General features: G+C 55.5%; 12 protein-coding genes. 4 read left to right on the top strand and 8 right to left on the bottom strand.

All coding sequences use genetic code 11. The annotated features are described in order from the left end of the window. Positions 1 to 33: 33 nt before the first annotated feature. Complete coding sequence (locus BQ7483_RS15690) at positions 34 to 951, top strand: helix-turn-helix domain-containing protein (RefSeq protein ID WP_072546532.1); 918 nt, start codon at positions 34 to 36, stop codon at positions 949 to 951. 7 nt (positions 952 to 958) lie between these two features. On the opposite strand, the gene BQ7483_RS15695 is transcribed toward BQ7483_RS15690, so the two are convergent. The 3 genes from BQ7483_RS15695 to BQ7483_RS15705 all read right to left on the bottom strand — a co-directional run bounded on the left by BQ7483_RS15695 (position 959) and on the right by BQ7483_RS15705 (position 2,714). Then, positions 959 to 1,642, bottom strand: a complete 684-nt coding sequence (locus BQ7483_RS15695; protein ID WP_022020217.1) for a hypothetical protein — start codon at positions 1,640 to 1,642, stop codon at positions 959 to 961. Beyond that, complete coding sequence (locus BQ7483_RS15700; RefSeq protein ID WP_022020218.1) at positions 1,639 to 2,049, bottom strand: hypothetical protein; 411 nt, start codon at positions 2,047 to 2,049, stop codon at positions 1,639 to 1,641. The genes BQ7483_RS15695 and BQ7483_RS15700 overlap by 4 nt, the downstream gene beginning before the upstream one ends. 173 nt (positions 2,050 to 2,222) lie before the next feature. Next, positions 2,223 to 2,714 (bottom strand): DUF4251 domain-containing protein, encoded by a 492-nt coding sequence (locus BQ7483_RS15705; RefSeq protein ID WP_022020219.1) that lies wholly within the window; start codon positions 2,712 to 2,714, stop codon positions 2,223 to 2,225. A gap of 151 nt (positions 2,715 to 2,865) precedes the next feature. Here BQ7483_RS15705 and BQ7483_RS17780 point away from each other — a divergent pair, with 151 nt between their 5' ends. After that, positions 2,866 to 3,021: a hypothetical protein gene (locus BQ7483_RS17780; protein ID WP_154673576.1), complete on the top strand. Its 156-nt coding sequence runs from the start codon at positions 2,866 to 2,868 to the stop codon at positions 3,019 to 3,021. A 233-nt stretch (positions 3,022 to 3,254) separates the two neighbouring features. Next, positions 3,255 to 7,295, top strand: coding sequence for a glycoside hydrolase family 2 TIM barrel-domain containing protein (locus BQ7483_RS15710; protein WP_072546533.1), 4,041 nt, complete (start codon positions 3,255 to 3,257; stop codon positions 7,293 to 7,295). Between the two features lie 149 nt (positions 7,296 to 7,444). On the opposite strand, the gene rpsO is transcribed toward BQ7483_RS15710, so the two are convergent. After that, positions 7,445 to 7,714 carry a 30S ribosomal protein S15 gene (rpsO, locus tag BQ7483_RS15715; protein WP_022020222.1) on the bottom strand — a complete coding sequence of 90 codons (270 nt, stop codon included), beginning with the start codon at positions 7,712 to 7,714 and terminating at the stop codon, positions 7,445 to 7,447. A 157-nt stretch (positions 7,715 to 7,871) separates the two neighbouring features. Between rpsO and typA the strand changes: the two genes are divergently transcribed. Beyond that, positions 7,872 to 9,674 (top strand): translational GTPase TypA, encoded by a 1,803-nt coding sequence (gene typA, locus BQ7483_RS15720; RefSeq protein WP_072546534.1) that lies wholly within the window; start codon positions 7,872 to 7,874, stop codon positions 9,672 to 9,674. Between the two features lie 83 nt (positions 9,675 to 9,757). Here the strand turns inward: typA and BQ7483_RS15725 are convergent, their stop codons facing one another. The 4 genes from BQ7483_RS15725 to BQ7483_RS15740 all read right to left on the bottom strand — a co-directional run bounded on the left by BQ7483_RS15725 (position 9,758) and on the right by BQ7483_RS15740 (position 13,011). Beyond that, the gene (locus BQ7483_RS15725) at positions 9,758 to 10,405 is read right to left on the bottom strand and encodes a nitroreductase family protein (protein WP_072546535.1); all 648 of its coding nucleotides are present in this window, start codon (positions 10,403 to 10,405) and stop codon (positions 9,758 to 9,760) included. Between the two features lie 26 nt (positions 10,406 to 10,431). Beyond that, entirely contained in the window at positions 10,432 to 10,815 is a 384-nt protein-coding gene (locus tag BQ7483_RS15730) for a DUF6565 domain-containing protein (RefSeq protein WP_072546536.1), read from the bottom strand. Between the two features lie 238 nt (positions 10,816 to 11,053). Then, the gene (locus tag BQ7483_RS15735) at positions 11,054 to 12,523 is read right to left on the bottom strand and encodes a catalase (protein WP_072546537.1); all 1,470 of its coding nucleotides are present in this window, start codon (positions 12,521 to 12,523) and stop codon (positions 11,054 to 11,056) included. A gap of 20 nt (positions 12,524 to 12,543) precedes the next feature. Further along, a complete protein-coding gene (locus tag BQ7483_RS15740; RefSeq protein ID WP_072546538.1) occupies positions 12,544 to 13,011 on the bottom strand; it encodes a flavodoxin family protein in 468 nt (155 codons plus the stop codon). Between the last annotated feature and the right edge of the window lie 105 nt (positions 13,012 to 13,116).

Raw genomic sequence — 13,116 nt, forward strand, 5'->3', positions numbered from 1 at the left:
GTTTAAGTGAAAGAAAAAAGAAAAACAGATACAATGATGGTGACGACCGAAGATTCCGCATTCAGGGAACTGCATCTGCCGATGCTTTCCTCCACCGGCCATACGCTGGTGTTTGAAGACGAACTGCTGCTGACCGATAACTTGGGAAGTGGCATTGACACCGATTCGCTGTCCCACTTCGTGGCTCCCACCCATCCGTTCAGGGTGACGTTTACACTGGTCATGTTCTGTCGCCGCGGCAATATGCGCGTCAGGTTGAACCTGCAGGAGTACCGGCTTGTGGAAAACGACGTGCTGGTGGTGCTGCCTGGCTCCATCGGTGAGTGCCTGGAGGTGGACAACTGTGCCGAGATGGCTGTGATGGGATTTGCGGGGACACGCTTTGTCGGCGACTACCAGTCTGCACAGAGCATGGCTTTCCGTCGTTTCTTTACTTCGACGTCGCTGATGCACATTTCGCCTGGAGAGATGGAGGAGTGCCTCCTGCTCTACCGGCAGATGTGGAAGAAGCTGGCCCAGCCCGATTTTGCATTCAAGTATGGGGTGCTGAGCGGTTATCTGCAGGTGCTTTTCTACAACGGTTGCCAGTGGATGGAACATCATCGCCACCAGCAGCCGGAGCGGGTGGAAAGCTGCCAGCGCGAACTGTTCGAGTCTTTCCTGGAGCTGGTGCAGGCCCATTACCGCGAGCAGCGCAGCGTGACCTACTACGCAGGGCGGTTGTGCCTGACGTCCAAGTATCTCTCGCAGGTGATACGGAAGGCGAGCGGACGATTGGCCGGCGACTGGATACGCGATTACGTCATTTTGGAGGCGAAAGCCCTGTTGAAAAGCGGTCGCTACACCGTGCAGCAGGTAGGCGACTTGCTGAATTTTCCCAATCCTTCGTTTTTCGGCAAATACTTCAAGGAAGCGGTGGGGTGTTCGCCCCGCAAGTACATGCTGGGGTAGTAGGAGTTCAGAACCTGTAACCGATGCCGGCCGATACCGAGTGCATCAGCTTGTGGGCGGGCAGTGTCAGTTTCCGGCCTTCGACGGTCAGGTTGCGGCTGCCTCCGTAGAGGTCGAAGTCCGAGCAGGTGTAGCCGAGGGAGAAGATGAGGCCGCCGTCTGTCTCCAGCGAGAGGGCCGCGCGCAGGTGGTAATAGACGGTGCGCGCTCCTTTGTTCTGCACATATTCCCGTCGGAGGGCCGTCCAGATGCCTTCCTTGTTGGGGTAATAGTCGATGTTGAAGCTGCGGTTGGCAGGCAGGGGCAGGGTGAGGCCGGGTGAGAGGGTGAGAAAGAGGGCATAGTCCTTGTCGCGTCCCACCCACCACTTCGGTGTGTTCAGTTGCAGGGCCGGGCGCAGGGCCAGCAGGTAGCTGGGCGCATACTTGTCTGTATAGGCCCACTGGAATTGCTTGTCCAGCGACAGCCCTGTGGGATGATTGTCGCGATAGGGTTGGGTGAACAGCAGGCCCAGGCTGATACCTACATAATCCAATGGTAGGAATGCGACCGATGGCTCCACTTCCCAGGCGTCGTAGTTGTTGAGAGCGCCTGCCAGCTCCACTTTCCAGAGCGGGCGTTTCTCCCTCTCTTGGGCAGGCAGAGACAGGCAGGCGCAGATGAAGAGTATGAAAAAGAAATGTTGCTTCATGGTGCGGCAGGTTCTTGAACGTTGTCGGCAGGCTCCAGTTCGATGTCCACGAGGGTGTTGTCCCACTGGAACATCTGGCCTGTGCCGAAGTCTACCAGAAAGCCCGGCCAGAAGAGGATGTTCCACAGGCTGTTGGCGTTGAACTTCGTCTCCAGCAGGAAGGGCGTGGGCTGGAAGCCGTCCTTGCGGGCTATCAGTTGTTTGCTTTCCCGTTCTTTCTTGATTTTGGTGGTGACGGTGTTGTCCTGCTTCACCTCGGCAATCTTGAGGTTCGTGGCCGCGTCGTAAATCTTTGTCCCGTTGGGGGCCGTGAAGGTCACCGTCTGCTTTGAAGAGGTGAACACGGTGCAGCACGAAGAGAGCAGCAGGCAGGGCAGGACCAGCGTCCATAGTCTTTGTTTCATCATTTCCGTTTCGTTGGGTTAGTGATACAATCTCTGTTTTTTTCGGCGGCAAAGATAGGGCGAAACGGCGGGAGAGGCAAGAAAGACTGATGTACATCTCCTGTCTGCAACTGACTGTATATCAGCAGATATATGATTTCGGGTGATGTACATCTGCCTTTTGGCGGGGAAAATGTTCACTCTTCCGTCACCATTTCTCCGCTGAAGGAGATGGACTGGCGGCGCGTGGGCTGCACGCGGATGCTGGTCGAGCCGTTGGGGTAGACGGTGAGGGCGTACGTGTAGGTGTCTTCGTCGTTCGTGGTGGTGAACTTGATGTCCCGACGTCCCCGCTTGCCTTCCTTCATCTCGTAGGTGCTGATGGGGGCGTTGAAGTTCAGGGCCTTCCCGCCGCCGTAGGGCACGCTGTAGGCTTCGCCCACGTAGGGCAGGTAGGAGAGAACGGAGTCGTTGCGCACGGTCAGCGTGTAGGGTGTGGTCAGGGCACGGCTCCGCCCGCGCATGGGGTTCATGTAATTCACGTCGATGCAATAGCGGCGCTCGTCGAGGGCTTTCCGCACGGCCTGTTCGGTGCGGGCCTTTTCGGCCTGCCGGTCGGTCTGGGCCTGTGCGGTGCCGGTGGCGGCCAGCGTGCAGGCCAGCAAAAGGGTGTAGATGGACTTTTTCATCTGGTTGCTCCTTTCTTGTTTTCATTCAGTCTGTTACAAATATAACGCTTTTCCGTCGGCGATGTTTCCCGCGTGCTGCCTTCTTCTCTCTTTTTCGGTATAATTAACGGGCGGAAAGCATTGCTTCTTTTCGTGGAAAACATTGCTTTCTTTGGAACAAAACATTGCTTTTTCCGCAGGGAAACAATGCCGCATCTGGAGAGGCACGGTGGCTGCTTTCCGAAGGCTGCTGCCCTGCCTTGCCGACGCAGTGCTTCGTGGCCTTCTGACGCAGTGCTTCGTGACCCTCTCATGCAGTGCTTCGTGACACCCTCACGCAGTGCTTCGTCAGGACCTCACGCAGCACTTCGTCAGACCTTCATGCCGTGCTTCGTTGCGGCGGGTCTGCTCCGGCGGGTGGGTGTCTGTCCGGACGGAAGGCTTTCTGATAGGGAAAATCGCCTGATTGATATAGTATTTGCGGGGCAGAGGCGGATGGTAAGGAAAAAAATCGTATTTTTGTTTCCTGTAAAATCCTGTCATTATTAATTGAATCGATTTATGAAAAAAATCTTAGTATCTATTCTTCTCTTGTTGGGAACGTGGGGCGGATTTGCCCAGACCCCTGCACTGAAGGGTTTCGCCTACGACCAGGCCGAGGCACCGACGGGCAAGGAATGGGAGTCGCCCGAAGAGCTGGCGCTGAACAAGGAGCAGCCGCGGGCGTGGTTCTTTACCTTTGCCGATGTGGAAAGTGCGCGGCGCGTCCTGCCCGAGCACAGCAGTTATTATCAGTCGCTGAACGGTGACTGGAAGTTCCATTGGGTGGGCAATCCCGACGAGCGTCCGGCCGATTTCTACAAGCCGGAGTTCGATGTGTCCGGCTGGGACGACGTGACCGTTCCGATGCAGTGGAACGTGGCCGGCATCCAGAAGGACGGCAGCCTGAAGTACGGAGTGCCCATCTATGCCAACCAGCCGGTTATCTTCCAGCATAAGGTGGCCGTGGGCGACTGGAAGGGGGGCGTGATGCGTACGCCGCCCCAGGACTGGGTGACCTACAAGCACCGCAACGAGGTGGGTTCCTATCGCCGTTCGTTTACCGTCCCCGCCGGTTGGGAGGGACGCGAAGTGTACATCAACTTCGACGGCGTTTCGTCTTTCTTCTACCTCTGGATCAACGGGCATTACGTGGGGTTCTCCAAGAACTCGCGCAATACGGCTTCGTTTGACATCACGCCTTATCTGAACGGGAAGGGCGACAACGTGGTGGCCGTCGAAGTCTATCGCAACTCGGACGGCTCCTTCCTCGAGGCGCAGGACATGTTCCGCCTGCCGGGCATCTTCCGCACCGTTTCGCTGACATCGACGGCGCAGGTGCAGGTGCGCGACTTCCGCGTCTTCCCCAGCCTGGATGCCAACTATGAGGACGGTATCCTCCGCATCGAGGCCGACCTCCGCAACCTGGGCAAGAAGAAGGTCAAGGGATATACGCTGACTTATTCGCTCTACGCCAACAAGCTCTATTCGGATGACAATGAGTTGGTAGAAGGCGTAGGCGGCACATATAAGCTGGACGAAATGGAGAAGGGCGGCAAGCTCTGTTCGGAGACGGAAATAGCCGTGCCCAGTCCCCGCAAGTGGTCGGCCGAAGCTCCCTACCGCTACGTGCTGGTGGGCCAGCTGAAGGACAAGAAGGGCCGCGTGGTGGAGACGTTCTCCACCGCCCTGGGTTTCTGCCAGGTCGAAATCAAGGATACGCCTGCCAGCGAAGACGAGTTCGGACTGGCCGGACGCTACTATTATATAAATGGCAAGACGGTGAAGCTGAAAGGTGTGAACCGTCAGGAAATCAATCCGGCTACAGGCAACGCCATCACGGTGAAGCAGATGGAGGAGGAAATCATGCTGATGAAGCGTGGTAACATCAATCACGTGCGCAACTCGCACTACTCCTGCGATCCACACTGGTACTACCTCTGCGACAAATATGGCATCTATCTGGAGGATGAGGCCAACATCGAAAGCCACGAATACTACTACGGCGACGCCTCCCTGTCGCACGTGCCCGAGTTTGAGGCGGCCCACGTGGCCCGCGTCATGGAGCTGGCGCATGCACACGTCAACCATCCGTCCGTGGTCATCTGGTCGCTGGGCAACGAGGCCGGACCGGGCAAGAACTTCGTGACGGCCTACAACGCCCTCCATCAGTTCGACCCCTCGCGCCCCGTTCAGTACGAGCGCAACAACGACATCGTGGACATGGGCTCCAACCAGTATCCCTCCATCGCGTGGATGCGCGGTGCCGTGACGGGCAAGTACGACATCAAGTACCCCTTCCACGTATCCGAATACGCCCACTCGATGGGCAACGCCGTGGGCAACCTCATCGACTACTGGGAAGCCATCGAGTCGACCAACTTCTTCTGCGGAGCCGCCATCTGGGACTGGGTGGACCAGGCACTCTACAACTACGATCCCAAGACGGGCGACCGCTACCTGGCCTACGGAGGCGACTTCGGCGACAAGCCCAACAGCGGCATGTTCTGCATGAACGGCATCCTCTTCCCCGGCCATCAGCCCAAGCCCCAGTACTACGAAGTGAAGAAGGTCTATCAGAACGTGGGCGTCAAGGCGGTGGACATGACGAAGGGCGAGATTGAAGTCTTCAACAAGCGCTACTTCGAGCCGCTGACCGATGTCTATATGGTATGGTCCCTGTGGAAAGACGGACAGAAGATAGAGGAAAGCACCGCCTTCAAGGGTCCGCGCAACATCCTCGGTCCGCGTGAGAAGGTGACTTACACCCTGCCCTACGACTACAGCCTGCTGGCTCCCGAGAGCGAATACTTCGTGAAGGTTCAGTTCCTGCTGGGTCAGGATATGCCTTGGGCCAAGAAGGGCTTCGTGCAGATGGAAGAACAGCTGCCCGTGAAGGCCGCCGGCGAGAAGCCTGCCCTGGCGTCTGTGACAGCTTCGATGGAGCGTCCGTCGGTAGAGGAAGCCGAAGACTTCACCACCGTGTCGGGCGAGGGCTTCACGTTGAAGTTTGACAACCGCGAAGGTACAATCTATAGTATGGAATACAACGGCCGCAAGGTCATCCTCGACGGCAAGGGACCGAGGCTCGACGCTCTCCGCGCACCGGTGGACAACGACAACTGGGCCCGTGACCGCTGGTTCGAGAAAGGCCTGCACAACCTGAAGCACAAAGTCCTGAACTATGCGTGGGTCAACGCCAAGCGGAAGGGCGACAACACGGTTCAGCTGATGTACACCGTCGAGTCGCAGGCACCGAATGCCGCTGTGCTCCAGGGAGATAACTCTGGCCGTAACTCCATAAAGGAACTGACCGACCGTCCCTTCGGTCCGAACGACTTCAAGTTCGTCACCAACCAGATATGGACCGTCTATCCCGACGGTTCGGTAGAGCTCCAGTCGAGCATCACGTCGAATGATCCCTCGCTGGTGTTGGCCCGTTTGGGTTATGTGATGGAACTCCCCGCCGAACTTCAGCAATATACGTGGTACGGGCGTGGTCCGTGGAACAATTATAATGACCGTCTGACAGGTTCGTTCATCGAGCAGCATCAGAGTCTGGTGAAAGACCTCTTCGTAAACTTCCCCAAACCGCAGAGCATGGGCAACCGTGAGGACGTCCGCTGGTGTGCCCTGACCGATGCCAAGGGCGATGGTGTGGAGTTTGTGGCTGGTACCCGCATGTCGGCTTCCGCTCTGCCCTGGTCGGCTTTGGAAATGACGTTGGCTCCCCATCCATACCAATTGCCTAAGTCTACGGGTACTCACCTGCACATCGACTTGGGGGTGACCGGCTTGGGTGGCAACAGTTGTGGTCAGGGTGGCCCGCTGGAGCCAGACCGTGTGAAGGCTGGCGACCACAGCATGAGCTTCATCATCCGCCCCGTGCGTCAGGCAGCCTTTACCGAGACGGCCCGCGTGTCGGTGTCGGGCGAGATGCCCCTGTCTATCTCGCGCAGCCGCAATGGTGAAGTGACCATCAGCTCGCAGAAGAAGAATGCCGAAATCCTCTATACGCTGAACGGCAAGAAGAAGGAATATTTCTACCTCGAACCCTTCGACCTGCGCGAAGGCGGTACGGTGAAGGCCTGCTACAAGGACAACAAGGCCGTATCCGTCAGCATGACGTTCGACAAGCTGGAGAGCATCCCCATGACTGTAGTCAACGCCTCGAGCGAAGAGACCGGCGAAGGCGATGCCTCCCATCTGGTGGACGGCAATCCGAACACAACGTGGCACACCATGTATTCCGTAACCGTGGCCAAGTACCCCCATTGGGTGGACTTTGATGCCGGCGAGGTGAAGACCATCAAGGGCTTTGTCTACCTGCCCCGTCAGGACGGCGGAACCAACGGCAACATCAAGGACTACAGCCTGCAGACAAGTCTGGACGGCAAGACCTGGACCGATGCCGTGAAGGGAACCTTCAGTAAGGGAAAAGACGCGAAGCGCGTGATGCTGGACAAGCCGGTACGCGCCCGCTACCTCCGCTTCACGGGTCTGAGCTCGCAGAACGGAGCCGACTTTGCCGGCGGTGCCGAGTTTACGGTGATTGCAGACTGAACATTTTAATGGAATTGGCAGGAGGAGGCCATGCGCTTGGAGGCGCATGGCCTCTTCTCCTTTTTAGGCCGGGCAATGACGGATAATGATAAAGAAAGAAGGTGCACCCGCAAGGATACACCCTCTTCATTTCTTTGCCGCAGGTAAGATTACTTACGCAGGCCGAGTTCCTTAACAATGGCACGGTAACGATTGATGTCACGGGCCTTCAGGTAGTCGAGCAACGCACGGCGTTTGCCTACCAACATTGTCAAAGCTCTCTCAGTACTATAATCCTTTCTGTTGAGCTTCATGTGCTCAGTCAGACGAGCAATACGGTAGGAAAACAATGCTACCTGAGACTCAACCGATCCGGTATCAGTGTTAGACTTTCCGTACTTGCCGAAGATTTCTTGCTTTTTAGCAGCGTCTAAATACATAAATGTTTTGAATTAAAAGGTTGATAATATTCTCTTTCGAGGCTGCAAAGGTAGACATTATCTTTGATATGGCAATGATTTACAGCATTTTTTTCTTTGAGATACCACAAATATAGGGCAAAAATTGTAACTTTGCGCCCGAAATAATAGGTATTATATGCAGAACATAAGAAACATTGCCATCATTGCCCACGTGGACCACGGCAAGACGACGCTTGTAGACAAGATGCTGCTGGCCGGACATCTTTTCCGGGACAACCAGAGCACAGGTGAATTAATGCTGGATAACAATGACTTGGAACGCGAACGAGGGATAACAATCCTTTCGAAGAACGTGTCCATCAACTATAAAGGCACCAAGATCAACATCATCGATACCCCGGGGCACAGCGACTTCGGCGGTGAAGTGGAGCGTGTGCTCAACATGGCCGACGGCTGCATCCTGCTGGTCGACGCCTTTGAAGGCCCCATGCCGCAGACACGCTTCGTGCTCCAGAAGGCTTTGCAAATCGGGTTGAAGCCCATCGTGGTAGTGAACAAGGTGGACAAGCCCAACTGCCGTCCCGAGGAAGTGTACGAGATGGTGTTCGATCTGATGTTCAGCCTCGATGCTACGGAAGACCAGCTGGACTTCCCCGTCATCTACGGTTCGGCCAAGAACAACTGGATGAGCACCGACTGGCAGAAGCCGACGGACAATATCACCACGCTGCTCGACTGCATTCTGGAGAACATCCCTGCTCCCCAGCAGCTGGAGGGAACGCCGCAGATGCTGATTACTTCGCTCGACTATTCGTCCTACACGGGACGTATCGCCATCGGCCGCGTACATCGCGGTACGCTGAAGGAGGGCATGAACGTGTCATTGGCCAAACGCGACGGTACGATTATCAAAACTAAAATCAAGGAACTCCATACATTCGAAGGCATGGGCCGCGTCCGTGTACCCGAGGTTTCATCGGGTGACATCTGTGCGCTGGTCGGCATCGAAGGATTTGAAATCGGCGATACTATCTGCGATTTCGAGAACCCCGAACCGCTGCCGCCTATCGCCATCGACGAGCCGACCATGAGCATGCTTTTCACCATCAACGACTCTCCTTTCTTTGGTAAGGAAGGCAAGTATGTCACCTCGCGACACATCCACGACCGCCTGATGAAGGAGCTGGACAAGAACCTGGCCCTGCGCGTGAAGAAGAGCGAGGAAGATGGCAAGTGGATTGTTTCGGGCCGTGGTGTGCTTCACCTCTCTGTCCTGATCGAGACCATGCGCCGCGAGGGATATGAATTGCAGGTAGGCCAACCGCAGGTTATCTACAAGGAGATAGACGGTGTGAAGTGCGAGCCAGTCGAGGAGCTGACTGTGAATGTTCCCGAAGAATATGCCAGCAAAATCATTGATATGGTGACGCGCCGTAAGGGTGAAATGGTGAAGATGGAAACGGCAGGCGGCGACCGTGTGAACTTGGAGTTCGACATGCCGTCGCGCGGTATCATCGGTCTGCGTACCAATGTGCTGACTGCCAGTGCAGGCGAGGCCATCATGGCACACCGCTTTAAGGAATACCAGCCCTACAAGGGTGAGATTGAGCGTCGTACTAACGGTTCGATGATTGCCATGGAGAGCGGAACGGCTTTTGCCTATGCCATCGACAAGCTGCAGGACCGCGGCAAGTTCTTTATCTTCCCGCAGGAAGAGGTATATGCCGGTCAGGTGGTGGGCGAGCATTCGCACGACAATGACCTGGTGGTGAACGTCACGAAGTCGAAAAAGCTGACCAACATGCGTGCCAGTGGTTCCGACGAGAAGGCGCGTCTCATCCCGCCCGTACAGTTCTCGCTGGAAGAGGCGCTGGAATACATCAAGGGCGACGAGTACGTGGAAGTGACTCCCAAGTCCATGCGTATGCGTAAGATTATCCTGGACGAGACGGAGCGCAAGCGTGCCAACAAGAATTGAACCGTTAATGCTATATTATAAATGAACAGAGGCGGACCCGCAAGGTCCGCCTCTGTTCATTTATATTCGGGAGTATCGGGACATCAGTCGATGAACTGTACTTTCTCTGCTTTGCGCGGCTTGGCTGCCGGAGCTTCGTCGGGATAGCCAAAGGCAATGCAGTAGAGCAGTTCATAGCCTTCACTGAAGTTCAGTTTCTTCAGATATTCGGCTGCTTCGGGTGATTTCATGAAGCGGGCGGGACCGCCAAGACAGCAGGAACCGATGCCCATGGACTGTGCTGCAAGTATCATGTTACCGCCCAGCAGACCGCAGTCTATCTGCGAACAGTCATACGACGGGTCGTTGGCGATAAATACTACCGTGGGGGCATTGCGGAACATGTTCTTGAACGACGGGTCTTCGGCCGCTTTGGGGTTGGCCTTCTTGTAGAGCTCCGTCACGCCGTTGATGTAGTCGGGGTTGTCCATTACGCGCACTTCCCACGACTGCTTGTTCATGCCGTTGGGGGCATTGATACCACACTTCAGGATGATTTGCATCGTGTCGCGGTTCACGGCCTGCGGTTTGTACTGGCGAATGCTGCGACGGTCCATGATGGTCTTGATGACTGCTTCTGACTGGCTGAGGCCTTCAGCAGCAACAGTGTTTTCTTTTTGCGAGGCGGGAGCCGTACAGCTGATGGCCGTGCAGAGGCAAAGCCCGCCCAGGATTCCTTTCAATAGTTTCATAATCGTTTAATTTGGTTTGATAATCATTATTCTTCTTGCGCTTCTTGTTCGTTGTCCAACCCCTTGTCAATGCCCTCCAGGAAACCGTCGAGGGCGATGCCTGCCTTTTCCATTTGTTCCATGATGGCCTTTCCGCTGTTCTTGAAGACGGTGGCGGCGTATTGGCCCTGCAGCTTGGCCACTTCCTTCAGCTCTTCTTCGCTGAGGTCGTCGTAGGAATTGATTTTCTCGAGCAGTTGGCCGAACTTTTCATTGGCCTTCTCCCATTGCTCCTGGGTGTAGTCTTTGCTGTCTTTTTGGATATCTTCCACAAATTCCTTGAGATCATCGATGCGGCTGGATTTTGACTGGCAGGAGGTCAGGTAGAAAATGCCTGCGGTCAGCAAGGCAAGTAAGATGTATTTTTTCATAAGTCTATTTATTGAGGTTTGTAACATGTTTTTAGCAAAGCTACAAGAAATATTCCAATAAGTAGGTTTTCCCGTCTGTTTTTTATGTTTTTTCTTGGTTGGATTCAGGTAGTGGCAAGAAAATCACCACAGAGAATCCGGATTGTCGCAGGGCTCTCCACTCGGCGTACAATGAATGGCGGGCCGTTTGCGATCATGCCGCATCGTCTGTGGTGATAATTGTCTGGCAGCTTCAGGTTCAGCATTCTGCCAGTCCGGGGTGTGTCATGGCGATGCCCAAGGCATGGGCAATGCCACGGCCGTAGTTCTCGTCGGCTTTCAGGCAGTTGCGGATATGGCGGACTTTGATTTCTTCAGGAATGTCACCCATAGATCGGGCCGTGTTTTCGAACAACACCTGTTGCTGGGCGGGCGACATCAGACGGAACAGGTCGCCGGCCTGCGAGTAGTAGTCCGAATCGTCTTCGCGGTAGTCCCATTGGTAGGCAGCGCCGTCCAGTTCGAGTGGCGGTTCCTTGTATTCGCCCTGCTGCTGCCATTCACCGTAGCCGTTGGGTTCGTAACCCAAGGTAGAGCCGTGGTTACCGTCCACTCGCATCTGTCCGTCGCGGTGGTACATGTTGAGGAAGGGGCAGCGGCTGCGGTTCACGGGAATTTGGTGGTGGTTGACGCCCAGGCGATAGCGTTGTGTGTCGCCGTAGGAGAAGAGGCGGCCCTGCAACATGCGGTCGGGAGAGAAGCTGATGCCTGGCACGACGTTGGCCGGGTTAAAGGCGGCCTGCTCCACGTCGGCGAAATAGTTTTCTGGATTGCGGTTCAGCTCCAGTACGCCTACTTCGATGAGCGGGTATTGCTTCTGCGACCATACCTTGGTGAGGTCGAAGGGATTGAACGGGCAGTCTGCAGCCTGTTCTTCGGTCATCAGCTGGATGTACATGGTCCAGCGGGGGAAGTCACCCCGTTCGATGCTTTCATACAGGTCGCGCTGATGACTTTCGCGGTCCTTGGCAATGATGGCCTCGGCCTCTTGGTCGGTCAGGTTCTTGATGCCCTGCTGGGTGTGGAGGTGGAACTTTACCCACGTACGCTTGCCTTCGGCGTTGATGAGCGAGAAGGTATGGCTTCCGTAGCCGTGCATGTGGCGGTAGGAGGCGGGAATGCCGCGGTCGCTCATGGTAATGGTCACCTGGTGGAGCGCTTCGGGCAGCAGGGTCCAGAAGTCCCAGTTGTTGCGTGCGCTGCGTATGTTGGTGCGCGGGTCGCGCTTGACGGCGTGGTTCAGGTCGGGGAATTTCAGCGGGTCGCGCAGGAAGAAGACCGGCGTATTGTTGTCCACCAGGTCCCAGTTGCCCTCTTCCGTATAGAATTTGATGGCAAATCCGCGAATGTCGCGTTCGGCGTCGGCGGCACCGCGCTCTCCGGCTACGGTGGAGAAGCGGACAAAGACTTCCGTCTCCTTCCCGATTTGCGAGAAGATGGCTGCTTTGGTGTAAGGAGTGATGTCGTGGGTCACGGTGAACTTGCCGAAAGCTCCCGAGCCTTTGGCATGCATGCGTCGTTCGGGAATCACTTCGCGGTCGAAGTGGGCCAGTTTTTCCAGGAACCATACGTCTTGTAAGAGCATCGGACCGCGTCGTCCGGCGGTGGCTACGTTCTGGTTGTCGGCTACAGGAGCTCCTGCAGCGGTTGTCAGTTTCTTATTCTTCATACGATATCACATTTTTATAGTTAATGAATAGGGGGTGTTCCGATAAAGTGGTCCAGCAGCACTTTGTCTGTGGAAGACAGTCGTCCGTTTCGTGACTTCAGGAAAGGTACCTGCTGTGTGGCGGGGATTCCCAAAGCACGTTTCATGCGCGGACGCATGCTGCCGGTCCTGATGCGGTAGGTGGTGAAGAGAAGGGTATGGGCCGCATCCATACGGCCTCGTATCTGCCGGGCAAACTCCCTCCAACGTGTATGCGGATGCTGGCCTACGACAAACCATCCGCAGGTCCAGCAGCCTGCGAGCAGGTAATCATACTCCTGCAGGTCTTCAGGCTTGGCATCCGAGACGGAGCTGAGCCTGACGTTCAGTCCTCTCGACCAGAGGTACATGGCTATTTCGCGGGCATAAGCAGCGGTCTTTCCTCGATGGCTGTAGTACAGGACGACAGCTTTTTTGCCATTTGTTAAGGTGCCGGTAGTCTTTCTCATATCGTTTTTTCATTCTTTGCGGCCAAATATAAGGATGGATGGAATATTTATATATATTTGCGAAATACATTTTTTCGATAAACCTTATAGTCAAAAACGATTGAT

The sequence above is a fragment of the Mediterranea massiliensis genome (genome assembly GCF_900128475.1).
GTDB lineage: Bacteria > Bacteroidota > Bacteroidia > Bacteroidales > Bacteroidaceae > Bacteroides > Bacteroides massiliensis_E.